We start from the raw sequence: 23,711 nt of genomic DNA, 5'->3' as shown, positions 1-23,711 counted from the left end.
AGGGCGGGGGATGCGAGTTTGGATCGTCGCGCGGGCCGCAAGTTCCTTTGCACGCTGCGTATGCCGGGCGCTCAGGCACATACCCGAAGGACTTCCGCGAGGCTGGTCATGCCCCGAGCCACCCTGTCTTCACCGCAGTGGCGCAGGTCGCGCATGCCCTGGGCCAGAGCCTGCTGGCGCAGGCTGGCAAGGTCGCTGTCCGGGCCGATCCGAGTTCGCAGGGCGTTGTCCAGCACGAGCAGTTCGAATAGCCCCGTGCGCCCTTGGTAACCAGTACCGCGACACTGGCGACATGCCGTTTCACGAGTGCCGGGACGTCCCTTGCAGGCGCTGCAGAAGGTGCGTGCCAGACGCTGGGCCATCACGCCGATCAACGTGGCCTTTATCAGGTAATCGGCCACACCCAGCTCCTGCAGGCGAGTAATGGCGCTGCAAGCGTCGTTGGTGTGCAGGGTCGATAGCACCAGGTGTCCGGTCAACGCCGCCTGGACCGCCACCTGGGCGGTTTCGCGGTCGCGTATCTCGCCGATCATGATGATGTCCGGGTCCTGGCGCAGCAGCGCGCGCACGCCGTTGGCAAAGCCGAGGTCGAGGCCGGGCTGGACTTGCAACTGATTGAAGCCGGGCTCCAGGCGCTCGATCGGATCTTCGATGGTGCACAGGTTGACCTCTGGCGTGGCCAGGTGCTTCAGGCTGGCGTAGAGCATGCTGGTCTTGCCCGAGCCGGTGGGGCCGGTGAGCAGGATGATGCCCTGGCGCTTTGCCAACAGCGCGTGCCACTGCTCCAGCAAGGCACCTTCGAGCCCCAGGCGCTCCAGGTCTTCGTGCAGTTGTTCGGGATCGAAGAGGCGCAATACCAGCTTTTCGCCGAACGGTGTCGGCAGGGTCGACAGACGCAGCTCGACCTGCGCGCTGCCGGGCAGGCGGCTTTTCAGGCGTCCATCCTGTGGACGGCGCTTCTCGGCGACATCCATTCGCCCGAGGTGCTTGAGGCGGCTGACCAGCGCCAGGACCACGCCCGCGGGAAACTGGTAGACCGTATGCAGCAGGCCGTCGATGCGGTAGCGCAAGCGACCTTCGTCGTGGTGTGGTTCGAGATGGATATCGCTGGCACGCTGCTCGATGGCGTACTGCAGCAGCCAATCGACGATATGCACGATGTGCGCATCATCGGCGCTGATGGCGGTGCTGCGCCCACCAAGCTCCAGGAGCTGCTCAAGTTCGCCCAGGCTTGCGCGCTGTTGCTGGTGGGCGCCCTGCACGGATCGCGACAGGCGCTGGAACGTGTCGCCGAGCTGGCGCAGTTGCACAGGGCTGGCCAGCACCCGGCGAATCGGCTGGCCTAGGCTGCGGCTCAGGTCGGCTTCCCACTCGCGTTGGTAGGGCTGTGCGCTGGCCACGGTAATGCCGGTCGCATCCAGCGCCACGGCGAGGATGCCGTGGCGCTGGGCGAAAGCGGGCGAGATCAGGCCGGCGACGCGAGCCAGATCGACCTGCAACGGGTCCAGGCGCAGAAAGGGTTGGCCGACCCTTTCTGCGAGCCATTGGCACAGGGTGTCGAGGTCCAGGGTATGACCGGGGCGCAGGCAGTCGCTCAGGGCCAGGCTGGCGAGGACTTCGAGCGGGTGGCCGGGCTGGCTGGCGGCGTGTTCGAGTGCACGCAGGGCATCGCCGGGGGCCAGGCGATGTTCGGCGAGCAGCGTGTCGAGGAGGCGTTTGAGGTCGAGGCTGTGATCGTGAGGGTTGTGCATGGCGGCGTCCTTGCCGAGGCTGCTGAGAGGCCCAGGCAAGGGTAGCTGCAGAGCGGGGCAGTGCCTTGGCGAAGGCGTTTCCGAATCTTGCGGGGCAGACGTCAGCCCGCCGCTACCTCAGACAGTTTCGGCACGCTTTCCAGAAAGACCTCGCCGACACACACCAGGTTACGCATCTTCTGCGCAATCACCCCGGCGCGGTGCCAGCTGAGGCCGTCGATACCGATCTCCAGCTCCAGCAGGTCGTCGCGCTGGCACACCTGCACGCTGTGTGGCGTGAGGAATTGCAGGGCGAAGAGATTGAGTACCCGGCACAAGCTGTCCGGCTCGGCCTCGATGTCGAGGCGGTAGCGGACCTCGCCATGCAGGGCGCTGGCGGCCCAGGCGTCGCTACGGGGCTGGGGGGTGTGCCGTTCGAGTGCATTCATGGAGCGTCTCCTTCGATGTGGAGAAATTGTCGCAGGTCGAAACCGGCATTTCTTCGCTATGATTCCCCTTTTTTGGTAGTTAGGCGAATAATAATCGTCGTATCTGTGGCGTTTGGAGAATTGATCATGCAAAGCGAGCTGGATGCCTACGACAGGCGCATCCTTGAACTGCTGCAGGAGGATGCGTCGCTGTCCAGCGCGCAGATCGCCGAACGTGTCGGGCTGTCGCAGTCGCCGTGCTGGCGTCGGATACAGCGCCTGAAGGATGAAGGGGTGATTCGCGCCCAGGTCACCTTGCTGGACCGTAAGAAGGTCGGTCTGAACACGCAGATATTCGCCGAGGTGAAACTCAACGCCCACGGACGTTCGAACTTTACCGAGTTCACCGAGGCGATCCGCGGCTTTCCGGAAGTACTGGAATGTTATGTGCTGATGGGGGCGGTCGACTTCCTGCTGCGTATCGTCACCTCGGACATCGAGGCCTACGAGCGGTTCTTCTTCGAGAAGCTGTCGAACGTACCGGGGATACAGGAAGTGAATTCGATCGTGGCGCTCTCGGAGATCAAGTCCACTACCTGCCTGCCGCTATCGAGGTGAGGCCTTCGCAGGTAAACCGGGTCGGTGCCCCGATTTACCGGCGAAGAAGCCGACGCGCGATTACACCTTGAGTAGGTGTTTCCAGGCGCGGCTCTGGTCGATGGCGCGAGCCTGCTCGATGCGGGCTTCGAACAGCGCGTCCGACTGCTCTTCGGCCAGCGGCTGCTCGGCCAGTTCGTGCAGCTTCTTCAGATCGCCGTACAGGCGGTCCAGTTGCGGCACTTCCAGCACCTGGCGGGCGTGGTGCAGCCAGGTCAGCAACTGCTCGATGCGCGGCAACTGCTCACCCAGATCCTCTGGGCGCTGGGTGTACAGCGGCAGTTTCAGCGCGCGGCCTTCTTCACCCAGTTGGTGGTGCAGCCAGCTGGCCAGTTGCGCCTTGCCCTGGCGCTCGCCGCGGCCCTTGCGCTCCACGGTCCAGGCGCGCGCCAGCAGCCAGCGCGAGGTTTCCAGGGAGAACTGGCCCCAGCGGGTGTCTTCCAGCTCTTCGGCGAACTGCTCGGGCGCGGCGCGGCGGATGTCTTCGTCATCGTTGCCGGCCTGTACCAGCGGGCGCCAGTCTTCGAGCAGGGCGTCGAGGCGGGCACGCAGGTCACGGGTGGTAGCTCGTGGCGCGGCCTGGCCCAGGCTGCTGGTGAGGGCGCGCAGCTCTGCCAGGCACTGCACCCATTCCTGCAGCAGGCGCCAGTGGCCGTTATGACGGTACTGTTCTGCCAGGCGCTGGCTGCTGCCCAGCAGTTGCCAGGCGAGCGCGGCGTAGGCGTCATCCACGGCCATTTCGGCGTCCAGCTCGGTGTGTGGCAGGCTCAACTCGTAGCTATCTGGCTCGAGCAGGCGGTAACCGCGCTCGGCCTTGCTGATGTCGCAGGGCATCAGGGCCAGCGTGGCGGAGAGCTCGGCAGCCAGCTCCAGCAGGGCTTCAGGGGCGCCTTCACGCAGCTCCAGCTCGAGCTCGCAGATTTCTTCCTTGCGTTTGCCGGCAATGACGAAGCCTTGGTCGAGCGCGGCTTCGATCACCACCTTGGCCTTGCCGCGACCCCAGGAGATCTCGGCGTATTCGCGGGTGAAATCGGTGGTGAACAATGGCTTGATGGTCTTCTTGTCCAGCTCGGCCAATTGCTCGGGCCAGCAGCTGGCGTCGAGTTTCTTCAGGTCCAGCTTGACCTTGTCCAGGTACCACTCGTACTCGTTGCGCTCGGACAGGCCGGCAACGCTCTGCCCACGGCACTTGAGGGTCTGGATGATGACCTCGCCGTCGCGGCGCAGGCGCAGGGCGACGCGGGCTGCAGAGAGCTCGCGGTCGGGGGTGTCGAAGTACTGGTTGAGCAGTTCGCGGGTCTGCCAGCCGGACTTGTTGCGCTTCTTCAGCAAGGGGTGCTCGCGCAGGGCGGCAAGGGTCTCGCGGCTGGCGCGGAGCTTGAGTTCGGTTTCTTTGTGCATCGCTGGCTCGAAGGAAGGCGTGGTTGCCGGAGAGTCTACAGGAGTTGCCCTGCCAAGGGACGGCATTGCTATGATGACCGCCATGCTTTACGAGGAGTCCGTGCATGCCGTTGCCATCGCTCAAAGACCAGTTCGCCGCCCTGATCGCCGCCCCCTCGGTCAGCTGCACCCAGGCCGCACTGGACCAGTCCAACCGCCAGGTCATCGACCTGCTCGCCAACTGGCTGGGCGATCTGGGTTTCCGTTGCGAGGTCCAGGAGGTCACTCCAGGCAAGTTCAACCTGCTCGCCAGCCGCGGTACCGGCCCGGGCGGCCTGGTGCTGGCCGGCCACAGCGATACGGTGCCGTTCGATCCACAGTTGTGGAGCAGCGACCCGTTGAAGCTCACCGAAGTGGATGGCCGCTGGGTAGGGCTGGGCAGTTGCGACATGAAGGGCTTCTTCGCCTTGGTGATCGAGGCGGTGATCCCGCTGCTGGAGCACGACTTCAAGCAACCGCTGCTGATCCTCGCCACCTGCGATGAAGAAAGCTCGATGTCGGGCGCTCGCGCCCTGGCCGAAGCGGGACAGCCGCTGGGCCGGGCGGCGGTGATCGGCGAACCCACTGGGCTGAAGCCTATCCGCATGCACAAGGGCATCCTCATGGACCGCATCGATATTCTCGGGCGCAGCGGCCATTCGTCGGATCCAAGCCTGGGCCACAGTGCCCTGGAGGCCATGCACGCGGTGATGGGCGAACTCATGGGCCTGCGCCAGCAGTGGCAGCAGACCTACCGCAATCCGCAATTCACCGTGCCCACGCCGACGATGAACTTCGGCTGCATCCACGGCGGCGACAACCCCAATCGCATCTGTGGCCAGTGCGCCCTGGAGTTCGACCTGCGCCCGTTGCCAGGGATGGACGTGGAGCAACTGCGTGCGGCTATCCGGGCCAAGCTCAAACCTGTGGCCGAGCGCCATGAAGTGCGCATCGACTATGCGCCGCTGTTCCCCGAGGTGCCACCGTTCGAGCAGGACGCCGACGCCGAGCTGGTGCAATTGGCCGAACGTCTGACCGGCCATCGTGCCGAAGCGGTGGCCTTTGGCACCGAAGCGCCTTATCTTCAACAGCTGGGTTGCCAGACCATCGTGCTCGGCCCCGGCGACATCGCTTGCGCCCATCAGCCGGGCGAGTACCTTGAAATGTCACGAATCGAGCCTACCGTGCGTCTATTGCGTGATCTTGTCCGGCACTATTGCCTGAGCTAGGGTCTGTATGAAAAGTCTTGAGACGAAGGTCAGGCAAGGCGAAAACAGCCGAGGAAGCGGAGTTTACGGGTTGTAAATGAGCATTCCGAGGCTGTTTTCAACGCAGCATCACCGAGTATCAAGGCTTTTCGTGCAGAGCCTAAACGTCCACTGACCTGAATCGTTCCTGCCTAGAGGAGACCGCGCGTGACCGCAAGCCTGTTCCGACGATGACTTTCGAACGTTGTGCGCCTTCACCCGTCTCGTTCACTTATCCACAGGCCCTGTCATGCCCGAATACGTCAACTGGCTGCGTCATGCCTCCCCGTACATCAATGCCCATCGCGACTGCACCTTCGTGGTCATGCTCCCCGGCGATGGTGTCGATCACCCCAACTTCGGCAATATCGTCCACGACCTGGTGCTGCTGCACAGCCTGGGCGTGCGTCTGGTACTGGTCCACGGCTCGCGCCCGCAGATCGAAAGCCGGCTGGCTGCCCGCGGCCTGACCCCGCATTACCATCACGGCCTGCGCATCACCGACGCCGCGACCCTGGAGTGCGTGATCGACGCCGTCGGCGCCCTGCGCCTGGCCATCGAAGCGCGCCTGTCGATGGATATCGCCGCATCGCCCATGCAGGGCTCGCGCCTGCGTGTGGCCTGCGGCAACCTGGTGACTGCACGGCCGATCGGCGTGCTGGAGGGGGTCGACTACCACCACACCGGCGAGGTACGACGCATCGATCGCAAGGGCATCAGCCGCCTGCTCGACGAGCGCTCCATCGTGCTGTTGTCGCCTCTGGGCTATTCGCCGACCGGCGAGATCTTCAACCTGGCCTGCGAAGACGTCGCCACCCGTGCCGCCATCGAACTGGGCGCTGACAAATTGCTGTTGTTCGGCGCCGAGCCGGGCCTGCTGGACGACAAAGGCAAGCTGGTGCGTGAGCTGCGGCCGCAGCAGGTTCCGGCGCACCTGCAACGCCTGGGCAGCGACTATCAGGGCGAGCTGCTCGATGCCGCCGCCGAGGCCTGCAAGGGTGGGGTAGCGCGCAGCCATATCGTCAGCTACGCCGAGGATGGTGCGCTGCTCACCGAGCTGTTCACCCGCGACGGCGGTGGCACGCTGGTAGCCCAGGAGCAGTTCGAGATCGTCCGCGAGGCGACCATCGAGGATGTCGGCGGCCTGCTCGAGCTGATCAGCCCACTGGAAGAGCAGGGCATTCTCGTGCGCCGTTCGCGCGAGGTGCTGGAGCGGGAAATCGAGCAGTTCAGTGTGGTGGAGCGTGACGGCATGATCATCGCCTGTGCGGCGTTGTATCCGATTGCCGAGTCCGAGGCGGGCGAGCTGGCGTGCCTGGCGGTGAATCCGGAATACCGGCATGGGGGCCGGGGTGATGACCTGCTCGAGCGTATCGAGACCCGTGCACGGCAGTTGGGCCTCAATACCCTGTTCGTGCTGACGACGCGTACGGCGCACTGGTTCCGCGAGCGCGGATTCCAGCCCAGTGGCGTGGAACGGCTGCCGGCGGCGCGGGCTTCGCTGTACAACTACCAGCGCAATTCGAAGATTTTCGAGAAATCGTTGTAGGTCAGTACCGGCCCTATCGCGGGACAAGCCCGCTTCCACAGGCACCCCTCCGACTGTGAGACCAGCGGATGCCTGTGGGAGCGGGTTTACCCGCGAAGCAGACACCGCGAACCTCAATGAAAAACGCCGCCCTTGAGGGCGGCGTTTTCGTTTACACGGTATGCAGATACCAGTTGTACTCGAGGTCGGAGATCGAGTGTTCGAACTCCTCCAGCTCGCTCTCCTTGCACGCGACGAAAATGTCGATGTACTTCGGATCGATGTACTTGTTCAGGATCTCGCTGTCGTCCAGCTCGCGCAGGGCATCGCGCAGGTTGTTCGGCAGGCTCTGTTCCAACTGCTCGTAGGAATTGCCTTCGATCGGCTCACCCGGCTCGATCTTGTTGGTCAGGCCGTGGTGCACACCAGCCAGGACCGCCGCCATCATCAGGTACGGGTTGGCGTCGGCACCGGCCACGCGGTGCTCGATGCGCACGGCGTCCGGCGAGCCGGTTGGCACGCGCAGGGCCACGGTGCGGTTGTCCAGGCCCCAGCTCGGCGCGTTCGGTACGTAGAACTGCGCGCCGAAACGGCGGTACGAATTGACGTTCGGGCAGAGGAACGCCATCGATGCGGGCAGGGTCTCGAGCACACCGCCGACAGCGTGACGAAGCGCGGCGTTCTGCTCGGGATCCTCGCTGGTGAAGATGTTGTTGCCATCTTTGTCCAGCACGGAGATGTGTACATGCAGGCCATTGCCAGCCTGGCCCGGGTAGGGCTTGGCCATGAAGGTGGTGTCCATTTCATGGTCGTAGGCGATGTTCTTGATCAGGCGCTTGAGCAGCACTGCGTAGTCACAGGCTTTCAGCGGATCAGGCACGTGGTGCAGGTTGACCTCGAACTGCGCCGGGGCGCTTTCCTTGACGATCGCGTCGGCCGGGATGCCCTGCTCCTTCGCGCCTTCGAGGATGTCCTGCAGGCAGTCGGCATACTCGTCCAGGTCGTCGATCAGGTAGACCTGGGTCGACTGTGGACGCTTGCCCGAGATCGGCGAGCGCGGCGGCTGCGGACGGCCGTTCACGTTCTCCTGGTCGATGAGGTAGAACTCCAGCTCGAATGCGGCGCAAATGGTCAGGCCCATGTCGGTGAACTTGCTCACCACCTGGCGCAACACTTCACGCGGGTCGGCGAAGAACGGCTCGCCTTCGATTTCGTGCATGGTCATCAGCAGCTGCGCGGTCGGGCGCTTCTGCCAAGGTTCGTTGGAGAGGGTGCCAGGGATCGGGTAGCAGATGCGGTCGGCGTCGCCGATGTCCAGGCCAAGGCCCGTGCTTTCGACGGTCGAACCGTTGATATCCAGGGCGAAGAGGGAGGCGGGCAGGTTGATGCCTTTCTCGTAAACCTTGTGAAGGCTCGTGCGTTCGATACGCTTGCCACGAACCACACCATTCATATCTGCAATCAGAAGGTCAACGTAGAGAACCTCAGGATGTTCCTTAAGGAACGCGTTCGCTTCGTTAAGCTGAACGGCACGCGGGGGTACCGACATGATGCAACACCTTTGTTGTTAAAAATATCAATCAAGGGGGGCTTGCAGACCCAGTCAATCGAAAAGACAAACTGATGTCAAGCCAACCTCCTGATGCCCTGAAATGGCACATCAACGGCGGATTTGCTGCATATAAGGGCATGCCATTATCCGCTAAATCTGTAGGAAAGGGCTACGGCGATAGTGGCGTATTTTATTTTTTACGGAGGTGTTGTGAAAAAAAATGAACGAGGCTAAGCTCGGTCGCAACCCATAACAGTAATAATACGAGGGTCACATGGTCCGCCAGTCGCGACCTGAAAGCGCCGCCTGCGCTGTGCAGTCAGGTATTTTCACCGCTTGCCGAAAGGCCCTCGCGCGCCTGGCCCATCCCAGGAGCAGACTGGCCGCAATAATTGACGACCGGCACAGTCAGCCCTCGCCCCGTAGCAGTTTACTGCACGCTTTTCTTCCTTCCTGCCCTTTGCTTTCGAGATCGACACGCGTTTTGCGCGTGGATCGGCTGCCGTCCTGCGCATGGGTTTTTGCTTTGGCAACGTACTCCATCCAGAATCAATGCGTGGGCCTTGCCAGGCCCTGCCGCGCCGAATGCGCCGACATTGACCGACGCCAGGCGTCAGTAGCGCCCGCCCCGCTGGGGCTGGGTCAAATGACCTCCTGAGGTATTTATGAGTAACAACCTCGACCAGCTCACCGATTGGTTGAAAGAGCACAAGATCACCGAAGTCGAATGCCTGATCAGCGACCTGACCGGCATCACCCGTGGCAAGATCTCGCCGACCAACAAATTCATCGCCGAAAAGGGCATGCGCCTGCCCGAAAGCGTTTTGTTGCAAACTGTGACTGGCGACTACGTCGACGACGACATCTATTACGACCTGCTCGATCCGGCCGACATCGACATGATCTGCCGCCCCGACCAGGACGCGGTGTTCCTGGTGCCCTGGGCCATCGAGCCGACCGCCCAGGTGATCCACGACACCTATGACAAGAAGGGCAATCCGGTCGAACTGTCGCCGCGCAACGTCCTCAAGAAGGTACTCAAGCTCTATGCCGACAAGGGCTGGCAGCCGATCGTCGCGCCAGAAATGGAGTTCTACCTGACCAAGCGCAGCGAAGACCCGGACTTCCCGCTGCAACCACCGGTGGGTCGCTCTGGTCGTCCGGAAACCGGACGCCAGTCGTTCTCCATCGAGGCCGCCAACGAATTCGACCCGCTGTTCGAAGACGTCTATGACTGGTGCGAACTGCAGCAGTTGGACCTCGACACCTTGATCCACGAAGACGGCACGGCGCAGATGGAGATCAACTTCCGTCACGGCGACGCGCTGCACTTGGCCGACCAGATCCTGGTGTTCAAACGCACCATGCGCGAGGCCGCGCTCAAGCACAACGTGGCCGCGACCTTCATGGCCAAGCCCATGACCGGCGAGCCCGGCAGCGCCATGCACCTGCACCAGAGCGTGATCGACATCGCCACCGGCAAGAACATCTTCTCCAATGAAGACGGCAGCATGAGCACGCTGTTCCTGCATCACATCGGCGGCCTGCAGAAACTCATTCCCGAGGCGTTGCCGCTGTTCGCACCGAACGTCAACTCGTTCCGCCGCTTCCTGCCGGACACCTCGGCACCCGTAAACGTGGAGTGGGGCGAAGAGAACCGTACCGTCGGCCTGCGCGTACCGGATGCCGGCCCGCAGAACCGCCGCGTGGAAAACCGCCTGCCGGGCGCCGACGCCAACCCCTACCTGGCCATCGCCGCGAGCCTGCTGTGTGGCTTCATCGGCATGGTCGAGGGCATCGAGGCCAGCGCGCCAGTCCAGGGCCGTGGCTATGAGCGGCGCAACCTGCGCCTGCCGCTGACCATCGAGGACGCCCTGGAGCGTATGGAGAACAGCCGGTCGCTTGTGCAGTACCTGGGCAAGAAGTTCATTACCGGCTACGTCGCCACCAAGCGCGCAGAGCATGAAAACTTCAAGCGCGTCATCAGTTCCTGGGAGCGTGAGTTCCTGCTGTTTGCCGTGTGATCAACCCTGGGGCCGCCCCACCGCGGCCATCGGATAGTGGAGAAGCAGATGAGCGTCAACAACCCGCAAACCCGTGAATGGCAAAACCTGAGCGGCGAGCACCACCTGGCACCCTTCAGCGACTATAAGCAACTGAAGGCGAAGGGGCCGCGCATCATCACCAAGGCCCAGGGTGTGCATTTGTGGGACAGCGAGGGGCACAAGATCCTCGATGGCATGGCCGGCCTGTGGTGCGTGGCGGTCGGCTATGGTCGCGAAGAACTGGTCCAGGCGGCAGAGAAGCAGATGCGCGAGCTGCCTTACTACAACCTGTTCTTCCAGACCGCGCATCCGCCGGCACTGGAACTGGCCAAGGCCATTACCGACGTGGCACCCGAAGGCATGAGCCATGTGTTCTTCACCGGCTCCGGCTCCGAGGGCAACGACACCGTGCTGCGCATGGTTCGCCACTACTGGGCGCTCAAGGGCAAGCCGAACAAGCAGACGCTCATCGGCCGGGTCAATGGCTACCACGGCTCCACCGTCGCTGGCGCCAGCCTTGGCGGTATGAGCGGCATGCACGAGCAGGGCGGCTTGCCGATCCCGGGTATCGTGCACATCCCGCAGCCGTACTGGTTCGGCGAGGGCGGCGACATGACCCCGGATGAGTTCGGGGTGTGGGCTGCCGAGCAGTTGGAGAAGAAAATTCTGGAGGTCGGCGAAGACAACGTCGCTGCGTTCATCGCCGAGCCGATCCAGGGCGCCGGCGGGGTGATCATTCCACCCGAGACTTACTGGCCGAAGATCAAGGAGATCCTCGCCCGCTACGACATCCTGTTCGTCGCCGACGAAGTGATCTGCGGCTTTGGCCGTACCGGCGAGTGGTTCGGCTCCGATTATTACGACCTCAAGCCTGACCTGATGACCATCGCCAAGGGCCTGACCTCCGGTTACATCCCCATGGGCGGTGTGATCGTGCGTGACAAGGTGGCCAAGGTGCTCAGCGAAGGTGGCGATTTCAACCACGGCTTCACCTACTCCGGCCACCCGGTGGCAGCGGCGGTGGGGTTGGAAAACCTGCGCATCCTGCGTGACGAGAAGATCGTCGAGCGCGCACGCACGGAAGTGGCACCGTACTTGCAAAAACGTCTTCGCGAACTGCAAGACCACCCGCTGGTGGGCGAGGTACGCGGCCTGGGCCTGCTCGGCGCAATCGAGCTGGTCAAGGACAAGGCGACCCGCAGCCGTTACGAAGGCAAGGGCGTGGGCATGGTTTGCCGCAACTTCTGTTTCGACAACGGCCTGATCATGCGCGCAGTGGGCGACACCATGATCATCGCGCCGCCGCTGGTAATAAGCCGCGAAGAAGTGGACGAACTGGTGGAAAAGGCGCGCAAGTGCCTGGATCTGACCCTGGAAGCGATTCGATAGGCGTTTGCTAGGCTAGCGATGTGACATTAAGTCGTTACAAGGCCCTGCTTTCCTTGAAACAGCGCCTTGTAACTTGCCAGACTAGCGGTTGTTTCAGTCGTCCAGCGCTTGCACCACGGGACCTGGCAGCTGAACAGATGGCTACTAAAAAAATTCTGGAGCATAACGCATGAAGAAAATGGGCAAGACGTTGCTGGCCGCCGCCCTGATGGGTGCCATGGCCACTGCTGTTCACGCTGAAGACAAGGTGCTGAACGTCTACAACTGGTCGGACTACATCGCTCCGGACACCATCGCCAAGTTCGAGAAGCAGACCGGCATCAAGGTCAAGTACGACGTCTTCGACAGCAACGAAACCCTGGAAGCCAAGCTGCTGGCAGGCAAGTCGGGCTACGACATCGTCGTGCCGTCCAACAACTTCCTGGCCAAGCAGATCAAGGCCGGCGTTTACGAGGAGCTCGACCGCTCCAAGCTGCCGAACTGGAAGAACCTCGACGAAGACCTGCTCAAGGCCGTTGGCGACGCCAGCGACAAAGGCAACAAGTACGCCTTCCCGTACATGTGGGGCTCCATCGGCATCGGCTACAACCCGGCCAAGGTCAAGGCCGCGCTGGGCGTGGACAAGATCGATTCGTGGGACGCCGTGTTCAAGCCGGAGAACATCGCCAAGCTCAAGAGCTGCGGCGTGAGCTTCCTCGATGCGCCGACCGAAATGCTTCCGGCCGCGCTGCATTACCTGGGCAAGCCGACCGACAGCACCACCAAGGAAGACCTGAAGGCGGCCGAGGACCTGTTCCTGAAGATCCGTCCTTCGATCACCTACTTCCACTCCTCCAAGTACATCGGCGACCTGGCCAACGGCAACATCTGCGTGGCCGTCGGCTACTCGGGCGACCTGGAGCAGTCCAAGGCCCGCGCCCACGAAGCCGGCGACAAGGTCAAGCTGGACTACATCATTCCGAAAGAAGGCGCTGGTACCTTCTACGACATGGTCGCCATCCCGAAAGATGCCGAGCATAAAGATGCCGCCTACCAGTTCATGAACTTCCTGCTGCAACCGGAAGTCATGGCCGAGATCACCAACGCCGTGCGCTTCCCGAACGGCAACAAGGCTGCGACCCAGTTCGTCGACAAGGACATCACCAGCGACCCGAGCATCTATCCGCCGGCTGATGTGAAGAAACAGCTGTACGCGATCGCTGCTCCTGAAGCGGCCGCCCAGCGTTTGATCACCCGTAGCTGGACCAAGATCAAGTCGGGCAAGTAAGCCCGATGCGGGGCTCTCTGGGCCGGGGTTTTCCGGCCCAGGGGGCATAAACCTCGATTGTCGATTGCGACATCCCAGCCACGCAGGTAAGTTGCGCGCCGGTTTTGCGTGTACGGCTGCTCCCAGCCGCCACCGAAGGCTCTGATTGTGAGGACCAACCACTTGTCTATTTCTGTATTGCGCAAGGCCATGATGGCTGGAGCAGGTCTGACGCTGGCCTGCAGCGTTCAAGCGGCGCCCACGGTGCACTTCTACAACTGGTCCGACTATGTCGGCCCGACCACGCTCGCGGACTTCGAGAAAGAGACGGGCATCAAGCCCGTGCAGGATGTCTTCGACTCCAACGAAACCCTGGAAGGCAAGCTGCTGGCCGGTAACACCGGCTATGACGTAGTGGTGCCGTCCAACCATTTCCTCGGCAAGCAGATCAAGGCGGGCGCGTTCCAGAAGCTCGACAAGCATCTGCTGCCCAATTATTCCAACCTGGACCCGGCGCTGATGAAGCGCCTGGAAAAGAACGATCCGGGCAACCAGTACGCCGTGCCTTACCTGTGGGGCACCAACGGCATCGGCTACAACGTCGACAAGGTCAAGGCCACGCTGGGCGTGGACAAGATCGACTCCTGGGCGGTGCTGTTCGAACCCGAGAACATGAAGAAGCTCTCCAAGTGCGGTGTGGCCTTCCTCGACTCGGCGGACGAGATGCTCCCGGCGGTGCTCAACTACATGGGGCTCAACCCCAACAGCACCGATCCAAAGGATTACGCCAAGGCCGAGAAGAAGCTGCTGGCGGTACGCCCGTACGTGACCTACTTCCACTCGTCCAAGTACATCACCGACCTGGCCAACGGCGACATCTGCGTCGCGGCAGGCTTCTCCGGCGATGTATTCCAGGCCAAGGCCCGTGCTGAAGAAGCCAAGAAGGGCGTGAACCTGGCCTACGCCATTCCCAAGGAAGGCGGCAACCTCTGGTTCGACGTGCTGGCGATTCCCAAGGACGCCAAGAACGTGAAAGAGGCCCACGCCTTCATCAACTATTTGCTGAAACCTGAGGTTATCGCCCAGGTCAGTGATTACGTCGGTTATGCCAACCCCAACCCCAAGGCTGGCGACCTGATGGACCAGGCTGTGAGAACTGACGCTGCGGTTTACCCATCGCAGGAAGTGCTGGACAAGATGTTCGTCAACGCGGAGTTGCCCCCCAAGGTGCAACGTCTGATGACCCGCAGCTGGACCAAGGTCAAGTCGGGCAAGTAAAAATCCAGACCCGACGCGGCCCTGCACACAGGCCGTTCGGGCACAAAAATCTTGTTGGGAGTTTCACTCATGGCAGTTGCCTCCGGTGCCTATAAGAAAGCCCTCGAGGGTGACCAGCAGCCCAAGCAGGTGCTGGTCAAGATCGACCGGGTCACGAAGAAGTTCGACGAAACCATCGCCGTGGACGATGTGTCCCTGGAAATCCGCAAAGGCGAGATCTTCGCCCTGCTGGGCGGCTCCGGTTCCGGCAAGTCCACCTTGCTGCGGATGCTTGCAGGCTTCGAGCGCCCGACCGAAGGTCGGATCTTCCTCGACGGTGTCGACATCACCGACATGCCGCCCTACGAGCGGCCGATCAACATGATGTTCCAGTCCTATGCGCTGTTCCCGCACATGACCGTGGCGCAGAACATCGCCTTCGGCCTGCAGCAGGACAAGATGCCCAAGGCCGACATCGAAGCCCGCGTGGCCGAGATGCTCAAGCTGGTGCACATGACCCAGTACGCCAAGCGCAAGCCGCACCAGCTCTCCGGCGGCCAGCGTCAGCGCGTGGCCTTGGCCCGCTCGCTGGCCAAGCGTCCGAAACTGCTGCTGCTCGACGAGCCGATGGGGGCGCTGGACAAGAAGCTGCGTTCGCAGATGCAGCTGGAGCTGGTCGAGATCATCGAGCGGGTCGGTGTGACCTGCGTGATGGTGACCCACGACCAGGAAGAGGCCATGACCATGGCCCAGCGCATCGCCATCATGCACCTGGGCTGGATCGCCCAGATCGGCTCGCCTGTGGATATCTACGAGACGCCAACCAGTCGCCTGGTGTGCGAGTTCATCGGCAACGTCAACCTGTTCGAAGGTGAAGTGATCGACGACGCCGAAGGCCACGCGCTGATCGCCTCGCCGGAGCTCGAGCGCAAGATCTACGTCGGCCACGGTGTCACCACCTCGGTCGAAGACAAGCACATCACTTATGCGCTGCGCCCAGAGAAGCTGCTGGTGACGACGACGCAGCCCGATTTCGAGCACAACTGGTCGCGCGGCAAGGTCCACGACATCGCCTACCTGGGCGGTCACTCGGTGTTTTACGTCGAGCTGCCGAGCGGCAAGATCGTCCAGTCGTTCGTCGCCAACGCCGAACGCCAGGGCGCCCGCCCGACCTGGGGCGATGAAGTCTACGTGTGGTGGGAAGACGACAGCGGCGTGGTACTGCGCTCATGAAACCGCGAAAGCTCAAACGAGCCCTCCAGCGCATCATCCCCGAGGGACGCCATCTGGTGATCGGCGTGCCGTTCATCTGGCTGTTCCTGTTCTTCATGCTGCCGTTCTTCATCGTGCTGAAGATCAGCTTCGCCGAAGCCGACGTGGCGATCCCGCCGTACACGGAGATCTACACCTACGTCGAGGACAAGATCCAGCTGGTGCTGAACCTGGCCAACTATGGCCTGCTCACCGAGGATGACCTGTACATCTCGGCCTACCTTGGCTCGCTCAAGGTCGCCTTCTTCAGCACTTTGCTGTGCCTGCTGATCGGCTACCCGATGGCCTATGCCATCTCCAAGGCCGAGAAGGAGATGCAGACGGTCTTGCTGCTGCTGATCATGATGCCGACCTGGACCGCGATCCTGATCCGCGTCTATGCCTGGATGGGCATCCTCAGCAACAACGGGTTGCTCAACAGCTTCCTGCTGTGGACCGGGCTGATCGATCAGCCGCTGCAGATCCTCAACACCAACCTGGCGGTGTATATCGGCGTGGTCTATTCGTACCTGCCATTCATGATCCTGCCGCTGTACGCGAACCTGGTGAAGCATGACCAGAGCCTGCTGGAAGCGGCGAGCGACCTGGGCTCGAGCACCTTCAACAGCTTCTGGAAGATCACCGTGCCGCTGTCGAAGAACGGCATCATCGCCGGTTGCATGCTGGTGTTCATCCCGGTGGTGGGCGAGTTCGTGATCCCTGAACTGCTCGGCGGTCCGGAAACCCTGATGATCGGTAAAGTGCTGTGGCAGGAATTCTTCAACAACCGTGACTGGCCGGTGGCATCCGCGCTGGCAGTGGTGATGCTGGCGATCCTGATCGTGCCGATCCTGCTGTTCAACCGCAGCCAGGCCAAAGAGATGGAGGGTCGGGCATGAAGCGCTTCAGTTTCTCCAAGCTGATGCTGGTGCTCGGCTTGCTGTTCATCTACCTGCCGATGCTGATCCTGGTGATCTACTCGTTCAACGCCTCGAAGCTGGTGACGGTGTGGGGCGGCTGGTCGGTGAAGTGGTACGTCGGTCTGCTCGACAACACCCAGTTGATGGGTTCGGTGATGCGCTCGCTGGAGATCGCCTGCTACACGGCGGTGGCTGCGGTGGCGCTGGGCACCCTGGCGGCCTTCGTGCTGACCCGGGTCACTCGCTTCAAGGGCCGCACGCTGTTCGGTGGCCTGGTCACCGCGCCGCTGGTCATGCCCGAGGTGATCACCGGTCTGTCCCTGTTGCTGCTGTTCGTGGCCATGGCGCAGATGATTGGCTGGCCGCAGGAGCGTGGCGTCGTCACCATCTGGATCGCCCACACCACCTTCTGTGCCGCGTATGTGGCGGTGGTGGTGTCGGCTCGCCTGCGTGAGCTGGACCTGTCGATCGAGGAAGCGGCGATGGACCTGGGTGCCAAGCCGTGGAAGGTGTTCTTCCTGATCACCATCCCGATGATCGCGCCTTCTCTGGCAGCAGGCGGCATGATGTCGTTCGCCCTGTCGCTGGATGACCTGGTGCTGGCCAGCTTCGTGTCCGGCCCGGGCTCGACCACCTTGCCGATGGAAGTGTTCTCGGCCGTGCGTCTGGGTGTGAAGCCCGAGATCAACGCCGTGGCCAGCCTGATCCTGCTGTCGGTGTCGTTGGTGACCTTCCTGGTCTGGTACTTCAGCCGTCGCGCCGAAGAACGCCGCCGCCGGGCGATCCAGCAAGCCATCGAGGAAGGTGCTGCAGCGAACGTCGGCCAACCGCAGGTACGGCGTCCGGCACAGGTTGCTGCGTCGGCCTGACCGGCCCTTTCGCGGGCAAGCCCGCTCCCACAGGATCGCCACAACTCTTCAGACTTGTGTTGCTCTTGTGGGAGCGGGCTTGCCCGCGAAGGCTTCACCACCGACTCAAAGCCAGACCGCATCCCAATGCGAATATTCACGCACACTGCTGACCAGCCCTGCTCTCAGCGGATTAGCGATGATGTATCTGGCTGCCTGCAGTACATCCTCCTCCTTGCGCAAAGCCGCGTCGTGATACCCCGGCTGCCAGATCGGCACATGCCGCACTCCGGCCTTGCGCAGGGTGATGGCGCTGCGCGACTTGAACCTGCGCATCAAACTCCCAAGCGTCACCCCCCTCAATTCGATCAACCAGTGCAGATGGTCCGGCATCAGCACCCAGGCCAGCGTGCGGCTGGCGTTTTCCTGATCGGACTGGCGTAGCTGTTTCACCACCAACCGGGCGCTGCGCAGATCGTGGAACAGTGGTTGTCGTTCGTGGGTGACGGCAGTCAGCAGGTAACACCTGCCAGGCTCTGAGCAGCGGCCGCGGCGCAGGCGGTGGGAATGGGCCAGGGGCATCGAATTTCCTCCATGAAATTGGCTTCTGGAGGTTAGCGCTGCTGTTCCGGGCTGGGTGCCAATCATGGTTTCCGGATTTTGCGCTGGCCTTTTCGCGGGCAAGTCGGAGCGCCGAACCGCCGCTTCCACAGGCCCACCCCCCTGTAGGAGCGGGCTTGCCCGCGAAAGCTTCCCCGCCGATCCAAAGCCGAACCCCCCAGTGCCGTTTATTGAACCCTGGACTACGCTGACAGTCGCATCCCACGAATCATTTGCGCGCAAGCAAGGAGCCTGCATGACGTTTACGCGTGCGCTGTTGGTCGTTTGCCTGGGGTTGTTGTCAGTGCTGTCAGGCTGCAAGGAACAGGCGTCCAGCCCTGAACTGCCACGCGTCGGCGTGGCACGGGTCGAACCTACCGATTTCGCCGCCAACGTCACCCTCACCGGTGATGTGCAGGCGCGCGTTCAGACCGACCTTTCGTTTCGCGTGGGCGGCAAGATCATCGCCCGTAGCGTCGACGTGGGCGACCACGTCAAGGCCAACCAGGTGCTGGCGCGCCTGGACCCGAAAGACCTGCAGAACAATGTCGACTCAGCCAAGGCCGAGGTATTCGCCGAGCAGGCGAGGGTCACCCAGACCCGCGCCGCCTTCGTGCGTCAGCAGAAACTGTTGCCCAAGGGCTACACCAGCCAGAGTGAATACGACTCGGCTGAAGCTGCCCTGCGCAGCAGCCAGAGCGCGCTCAAGGCGGCCCAGGCACAACTGGCCAATGCCCGCGAGCAATTGAGCTACACCGACCTGGTGTCCGAGGCGGATGGGGTGATCACCGCGCGCCAGGCCGAGGTTGGCCAGGTAGTGCAGGCGACCATGCCGATCTTCAGCCTGGCCACCGACGGCGATCGTGATGCCGTCTTCAACGTCTATGAGTCGCTGCTGGTGTCGCCACCCAGCGACGAGGGGGTGATCGTCCGGCTTGTGGATAACCCCAAGGTGCAGGCCGAAGGACGGGTGCGCGAGATCACCCCGACGGTGTCTGCCGAGAGCGGTACGGTGCAGGTCAAGGTGGCGCTGCGTAACGTGCCGGCTGCCATGCAGTTGGGCTCGCCGGTAACCGCCACGGCTCATGCCCAGGGGCGCCCAAGCGTCGAATTGCCCTGGTCGGCGCTGACCAAGGCGCTGCATGAGCCGGCGGTGTGGGTGGTGGGCGAGGGCGACAAGGTCGAACTGCGCAAGGTCCAGGTGGCGCGTTATCTCACCGGGCGCATCGTCATCAGCGACGGCGTGAAAAGCGGCGAAACCGTGGTGGTCAGTGGCGGCCAGTTGCTGCATCCGGGTATGCAGGTGCAGAAAGTCGACGCCAAGAGCCCCGGAGGTGAGCCATGAAACCCTTGCTGGTGTTGCTTGCCGCAGCCACCCTGCTGCCCGGTTGCAAGGGCGATGAGCCGGCGCCCGAGCCCGTACGGCCGGTGCTCTCGACTCTGGTCGAGCCACAGATGCAGTCGCAGCTCGGTCGTTTTGCGGGCACCATCCAGGCACGCTTCGAAAGCACCCTGGGCTTCCGAGTGTCCGGGCGCATTGCGCGGCGCTGGGTGGACGTGGGTGCGCAGGTAAAACCGGGCGACACCCTGGCCACTCTCGATCCCACCGACCAGCAGAACCAGCTGCGTGCCGCCGAAGGCGACCTGGCGCGCGTCCAGGCGCAATGGATCAACGCCCAGGCCAATGCCCGCCGCCAGCAGCAGCTGTATGACCGCGGCGTCGGCGCCCAGGCCCAGCTGGACATCGCCCAGACCGACCTGAAGACCACCGGCGCCTCGCTCGAGCAGGCCCGTTCGGCGGTCAGCCAGGCACGCGACCAGCTCGGCTACAGCACGCTCAAGGCCGACCATGGCGCCGTGGTCACGGCCTGGCGCGCCGAAGCCGGGCAGACGGTCAGTGCCGGCCAGGAAGTGGTCACGCTGGCGCGCCCGGACGTCAAGGAGGCGGTGATTGACCTGCCGATCTCAGTCGCCGAGCAGTTGACCCCGTCGCTGGTGTTCACCGTGGCATCGCAACTGGAGCCGGCCATCACCACCACCGCCACGCTGCGCGAGCTTGAGCCGCAGGCCGATGCCACTACCCGCACCCGACGTGCGCGGCTAAGCCTGGCCAGTACGCCGCAGGCGTTCCACCTCGGCACCGCTATCAGCGTCACGCTCAGCTCGGCGATCGCGCCGCGCACCGAGCTGCCGGCCACCGCCCTGCTGGAGCGAGACGGCAAGACCCAGGTCTGGGTGGTCGATCCGCAGCACAAGACCGTGTCCACCCGTGAGGTCACACTCGTGGAGCGCAGCGAACGGCGCGTTGTGCTGGGCGCCGGTGTGCAGCCGGGCGAACGGGTGGTGACGGCGGGTGTGAACAGCTTGAAGCCGGGCCAGCAGGTCAAATTCGACGAGGACGCACGATGAAAGGAAGCTTCAACCTGTCGGACTGGGCCCTGAAGCACCAGTCCTTCGTGTGGTACCTGATGTTCGTCGCCTTGCTGATGGGCGTGTTCTCCTACATGAACCTGGGCCGGGAAGAAGACCCGTCCTTCACCATCAAGACCATGGTGATCCAGACCCGCTGGCCCGGTGCGACCCAGGACGAAACCCTTTACCAGGTGACCGACCGGATCGAGAAGAAGCTCGAGGAGCTGGACTCGCTCGACTACGTCAAGAGCTACACTCGGCCCGGCGAGTCGACGGTTTTCGTCTACCTGCGCGATACCACCCAGGCCGAGGATATCCCGCAGATCTGGTACCAGGTGCGCAAGAAGATCCAGGACATCCGCGGTGAATTCCCCCAGGGCCTGCAAGGGCCGGGTTTCAACGACGAGTTCGGTGATGTGTTCGGCTCGATCTACGCCTTCACCACCGATGGCCTGGACCTGCGCCAGTTGCGCGATTACGTCGAGCAGGTGCGCGCCGAAGTGCGCGAGGTGCCGAATATCGGCAAGGTCGAAACCATCGGCGTGCAGGATGAAGTGCTGTACCTGAACTTCTCCACCCGCAAGCTGGCGGCGCTGGGCATCGACCAGCGCCAGGTGATGCAGGCGCTGCAATCGCAGAATGCGGTGACTCCGGCCGGGGTGATCGAAGCCGGACCAGAGCGCATCTCGGTGCGCACCACCGGCCAGTTCGCCTCGGAGAAGGACCTGCAGGTGGTCAACCTGAGAATCAACGACCGCTTCTTCCGCCTGGCCGACATCGCCGATATCGAGCGCGGTTTCCAGGATCCGCCCGCCCCCATGTTCCGCTACAACGGCCAGTCGGCCATCGGCCTGGCGATCGGCATGAAGAAGGGTGGCAACATCCAGGCGTTCGGCAAGGCACTGCGCGACAAGATGGACAGCATCACCGCTGAGCTGCCGGTGGGTGTGGGCGTGCATACCGTGTCGAACCAGGCCGTGGTAGTCGAGGACGCCGTGGGCGGCTTCACCAGTGCGCTGTTCGAGGCGGTGATCATCGTGCTGGTGGTCAGTTTCATCAGCCTGGGCATACGCGCAGGCCTGGTGGTGGCCTGTTCGATCCCGCTGGTGCTGGCGATGGTTTTCGTGTTCATGGAGTACAGCGGCATCACCATGCAGCGCATCTCGCTGGGTGCATTGATCATCGCCCTGGGCCTGCTGGTCGACGATGCAATGATCACCGTAGAGATGATGGTCACGCGCCTGGAGATGGGCGAGAGCAAGAACGACGCGGCGACCTATGCCTATACCTCGACGGCATTCCCGATGCTCACCGGCACTTTGGTCACCGTTGCCGGCTTCGTGCCCATCGGCCTGAACGCCAGCTCTGCGGGCGAATACACCTTCACCCTGTTCGCGGTGATCGCGGTGGCGCTGCTGGTGTCGTGGGTGGTGGCGGTGTTCTTCGCGCCGGTGCTGGGCGTGCATATCCTCAGCAGCAAGGTCAAACCCCATGATGAGGAACCCGGCCGCATCGGCCGCGCCTTCGAAAGCGGCTTGCTGTGGTGCATGCGCAACCGCTGGCTGACCATCGTTGGCACCGTGGTGCTGTTCGCCCTGGCGGTGTTTAGCATGCGGTTCGTGCAGAACCAGTTCTTCCCGTCTTCGGATCGCCCGGAGATCCTGCTGGAACTGAACCTGCCGCAGAACGCGTCGATCCAGGAAACCCGTCGTGCGGTCGATCGCCTGGAGGCCACCCTCAAGGACGATCCGGACATCGACCACTGGAGTACCTATATCGGCCAGGGCGCGGTGCGTTTCTACCTGCCGCTCGACCAGCAGTTGCAGAACCCGTACTACGCGCAACTGGTCATCGTCAGCAAGGGGCTGGAGCAGCGCAACACGTTGATTCCCAAGCTGCAGGAGCGGCTGCGCAATGATTTCGTCGGCATCGGCACCAATGTGCAATCGCTGGAGATGGGCCCTCCAGTGGGGCGTCCGATCCAGTACCGGGTCAGCGGCAAGGATATCGACCAGGTGCGCAAGCACGCCATCGACCTTGCGACCCTGCTCGACCAGAACCCCAACATTGGCGAGATGATGTACGACTGGAACGAGCCCGGCAAAGTCCTGCGGGTCGAGATCGCCCAGGATAAGGCGCGCCAACTGGGCCTGTCGTCCGAAGACGTCGCCAACGTGATGAACAGCATCGTCACCGGTGCACCGGTGACCCAGGTCAACGACCAGATCTACCTGGTGGACGTGGTCGCGCGCGCCAAGGACAGTGAGCGCGGCTCGCCCGATACCCTGCAGAACCTGCAGATCGTCAGCCCCAGCGGCACCTCGATCCCCTTGCTGTCGTTCGCCACGGTGCGCTACGAGCTCGAACAGCCATTGGTTTGGCGGCGTGACCGCAAGCCGACGATCACCATAAAGGCGTCGGTCAACGGCGAGATCCAGCCCACCGATCTGGTGGCCCAGCTCAAGCCGAAGATCGAAGAGTTCGCCGCTTCGCTGCCGGCCGGTTACGAAGTAGCCACCGGCGGCACCGTGGAGGAGAGCGGCAAGGCGCAGGGGCCGATCGCTCAGGTGATTCCGCTGATGCTGTTCCTGATGGCGACCTTCCTGATGATCCAGTTGCACAGTGTGCAGAAGCTGTTCCTGGTGGTCAGCGTGGCGCCGCTGGGGCTGATCGGCGTGGTCCTGGCGCTGGTGCCGACGGGAACGCCGATGGGCTTCGTTGCGATCCTCGGGATTCTTGCGCTGATCGGCATCATCATCCGCAACTCGGTGATCCTGGTGACCCAGATCGACGAATTCGAGGCCCAGGGCTACTCACCTTGGGACGCGGTGGTCGAGGCGACCAACCATCGGCGCCGGCCGATCCTGCTCACGGCCGCCGCGGCCAGCCTGGGGATGATCCCCATCGCCCGCGAGGTGTTCTGGGGCCCGATGGCCTACGCCATGATCGGCGGGATCATCAGCGCAACGCTGCTGACCTTGCTGTTCCTGCCGGCGCTCTACGTGGCCTGGTACAAGATCCGAGAGCCGCAGGCGCAGAATTGAAGCCTCGCCCCCTGTAGGAGCGGGCTTGCCCGCGAATGCAACAGTGGCTGCACCACGGCATTCGCGGGCAAGCCCGCTCCCACAGCCACCTACTGGGCTGTTCAGTAATTCAGTTATATAAACATTCTTAAACAGTAT

At 62.9% G+C, this 23,711-nt stretch carries 18 protein-coding genes; 13 read left to right on the top strand and 5 right to left on the bottom strand.

Annotated features, from left to right (window positions below; translation table 11 throughout):
- Positions 1-71: 71 nt before the first annotated feature.
- Positions 72-1,751: a GspE/PulE family protein gene (locus ACMGGG_RS23090; protein ID WP_414154495.1), complete on the bottom strand. Its 1,680-nt coding sequence runs from the start codon at positions 1,749-1,751 to the stop codon at positions 72-74.
- A 101-nt stretch (positions 1,752-1,852) separates the two neighbouring features.
- Positions 1,853-2,179 carry a hypothetical protein gene (locus tag ACMGGG_RS23085; protein ID WP_065862344.1) on the bottom strand — a complete coding sequence of 109 codons (327 nt, stop codon included), beginning with the start codon at positions 2,177-2,179 and terminating at the stop codon, positions 1,853-1,855.
- Between the two features lie 126 nt (positions 2,180-2,305).
- On the opposite strand from ACMGGG_RS23085, the gene ACMGGG_RS23080 reads away from it, so the two are divergent.
- Positions 2,306-2,776 carry an Lrp/AsnC family transcriptional regulator gene (locus ACMGGG_RS23080; protein ID WP_063541750.1) on the top strand — a complete coding sequence of 157 codons (471 nt, stop codon included), beginning with the start codon at positions 2,306-2,308 and terminating at the stop codon, positions 2,774-2,776.
- Between the two features lie 60 nt (positions 2,777-2,836).
- Here the strand turns inward: ACMGGG_RS23080 and ACMGGG_RS23075 are convergent, their stop codons facing one another.
- Positions 2,837-4,216 carry an inorganic triphosphatase gene (locus ACMGGG_RS23075; protein WP_414154494.1) on the bottom strand — a complete coding sequence of 460 codons (1,380 nt, stop codon included), beginning with the start codon at positions 4,214-4,216 and terminating at the stop codon, positions 2,837-2,839.
- Positions 4,217-4,320: 104 nt separating this feature from the next.
- Here ACMGGG_RS23075 and argE point away from each other — a divergent pair, with 104 nt between their 5' ends.
- A complete protein-coding gene (gene argE / locus ACMGGG_RS23070) occupies positions 4,321-5,463 on the top strand; it encodes an acetylornithine deacetylase (protein WP_054894990.1) in 1,143 nt (380 codons plus the stop codon).
- Positions 5,464-5,731: 268 nt separating this feature from the next.
- Positions 5,732-7,030 carry an amino-acid N-acetyltransferase gene (gene argA, locus ACMGGG_RS23065; protein ID WP_063541744.1) on the top strand — a complete coding sequence of 433 codons (1,299 nt, stop codon included), beginning with the start codon at positions 5,732-5,734 and terminating at the stop codon, positions 7,028-7,030.
- Between the two features lie 151 nt (positions 7,031-7,181).
- Here argA and ACMGGG_RS23060 read toward each other — a convergent pair whose 3' ends face one another.
- Positions 7,182-8,558, bottom strand: coding sequence for a glutamine synthetase family protein (locus ACMGGG_RS23060; RefSeq protein WP_054894988.1), 1,377 nt, complete (start codon positions 8,556-8,558; stop codon positions 7,182-7,184).
- A gap of 668 nt (positions 8,559-9,226) precedes the next feature.
- Between ACMGGG_RS23060 and ACMGGG_RS23055 the strand changes: the two genes are divergently transcribed.
- The 7 genes from ACMGGG_RS23055 to ACMGGG_RS23025 all read left to right on the top strand — a co-directional run bounded on the left by ACMGGG_RS23055 (position 9,227) and on the right by ACMGGG_RS23025 (position 17,538).
- On the top strand, positions 9,227-10,585 hold the full coding sequence (locus ACMGGG_RS23055) for a glutamine synthetase family protein (RefSeq protein WP_054894987.1): 1,359 nt from the start codon (positions 9,227-9,229) through the stop codon (positions 10,583-10,585).
- A 48-nt stretch (positions 10,586-10,633) separates the two neighbouring features.
- Positions 10,634-11,995 carry an aspartate aminotransferase family protein gene (locus ACMGGG_RS23050; protein WP_054894986.1) on the top strand — a complete coding sequence of 454 codons (1,362 nt, stop codon included), beginning with the start codon at positions 10,634-10,636 and terminating at the stop codon, positions 11,993-11,995.
- A 169-nt stretch (positions 11,996-12,164) separates the two neighbouring features.
- Positions 12,165-13,262, top strand: coding sequence for a polyamine ABC transporter substrate-binding protein (locus tag ACMGGG_RS23045; protein WP_063541740.1), 1,098 nt, complete (start codon positions 12,165-12,167; stop codon positions 13,260-13,262).
- A 162-nt stretch (positions 13,263-13,424) separates the two neighbouring features.
- On the top strand, positions 13,425-14,519 hold the full coding sequence (locus ACMGGG_RS23040) for a polyamine ABC transporter substrate-binding protein (protein ID WP_054925889.1): 1,095 nt from the start codon (positions 13,425-13,427) through the stop codon (positions 14,517-14,519).
- Positions 14,520-14,588: 69 nt separating this feature from the next.
- Positions 14,589-15,731, top strand: coding sequence for an ABC transporter ATP-binding protein (locus tag ACMGGG_RS23035; RefSeq protein ID WP_054894983.1), 1,143 nt, complete (start codon positions 14,589-14,591; stop codon positions 15,729-15,731).
- Positions 15,732-15,766: 35 nt separating this feature from the next.
- The gene (locus ACMGGG_RS23030) at positions 15,767-16,648 is read left to right on the top strand and encodes an ABC transporter permease subunit (RefSeq protein ID WP_172964842.1); all 882 of its coding nucleotides are present in this window, start codon (positions 15,767-15,769) and stop codon (positions 16,646-16,648) included.
- Positions 16,645-17,538, top strand: a complete 894-nt coding sequence (locus ACMGGG_RS23025; RefSeq protein WP_054894981.1) for an ABC transporter permease subunit — start codon at positions 16,645-16,647, stop codon at positions 17,536-17,538. The genes ACMGGG_RS23030 and ACMGGG_RS23025 overlap by 4 nt, the downstream gene beginning before the upstream one ends.
- A gap of 105 nt (positions 17,539-17,643) precedes the next feature.
- Here ACMGGG_RS23025 and ACMGGG_RS23020 read toward each other — a convergent pair whose 3' ends face one another.
- A complete protein-coding gene (locus ACMGGG_RS23020; RefSeq protein ID WP_414154493.1) occupies positions 17,644-18,099 on the bottom strand; it encodes an REP-associated tyrosine transposase in 456 nt (151 codons plus the stop codon).
- Positions 18,100-18,373: 274 nt separating this feature from the next.
- Here ACMGGG_RS23020 and ACMGGG_RS23015 point away from each other — a divergent pair, with 274 nt between their 5' ends.
- The 3 genes from ACMGGG_RS23015 to ACMGGG_RS23005 are packed head-to-tail and all read left to right on the top strand — an operon-like array spanning position 18,374 to position 23,573.
- Positions 18,374-19,462 (top strand): efflux RND transporter periplasmic adaptor subunit, encoded by a 1,089-nt coding sequence (locus ACMGGG_RS23015; protein ID WP_414154492.1) that lies wholly within the window; start codon positions 18,374-18,376, stop codon positions 19,460-19,462.
- Positions 19,459-20,526 carry an efflux RND transporter periplasmic adaptor subunit gene (locus ACMGGG_RS23010; protein WP_414154491.1) on the top strand — a complete coding sequence of 356 codons (1,068 nt, stop codon included), beginning with the start codon at positions 19,459-19,461 and terminating at the stop codon, positions 20,524-20,526. The genes ACMGGG_RS23015 and ACMGGG_RS23010 overlap by 4 nt, the downstream gene beginning before the upstream one ends.
- A complete protein-coding gene (locus ACMGGG_RS23005) occupies positions 20,523-23,573 on the top strand; it encodes an efflux RND transporter permease subunit (RefSeq protein WP_414154490.1) in 3,051 nt (1,016 codons plus the stop codon). Before ACMGGG_RS23010 ends, ACMGGG_RS23005 begins: the two co-directional genes overlap by 4 nt.
- Positions 23,574-23,711 lie beyond the last annotated feature (138 nt).

The organism is Pseudomonas sp. BNK-44-b (assembly GCF_047456245.1).
Classification (GTDB): Bacteria; Pseudomonadota; Gammaproteobacteria; order Pseudomonadales; family Pseudomonadaceae; genus Aquipseudomonas; species Aquipseudomonas machongensis.
This window is presented reverse-complemented; position numbering and strand designations above follow the sequence as displayed.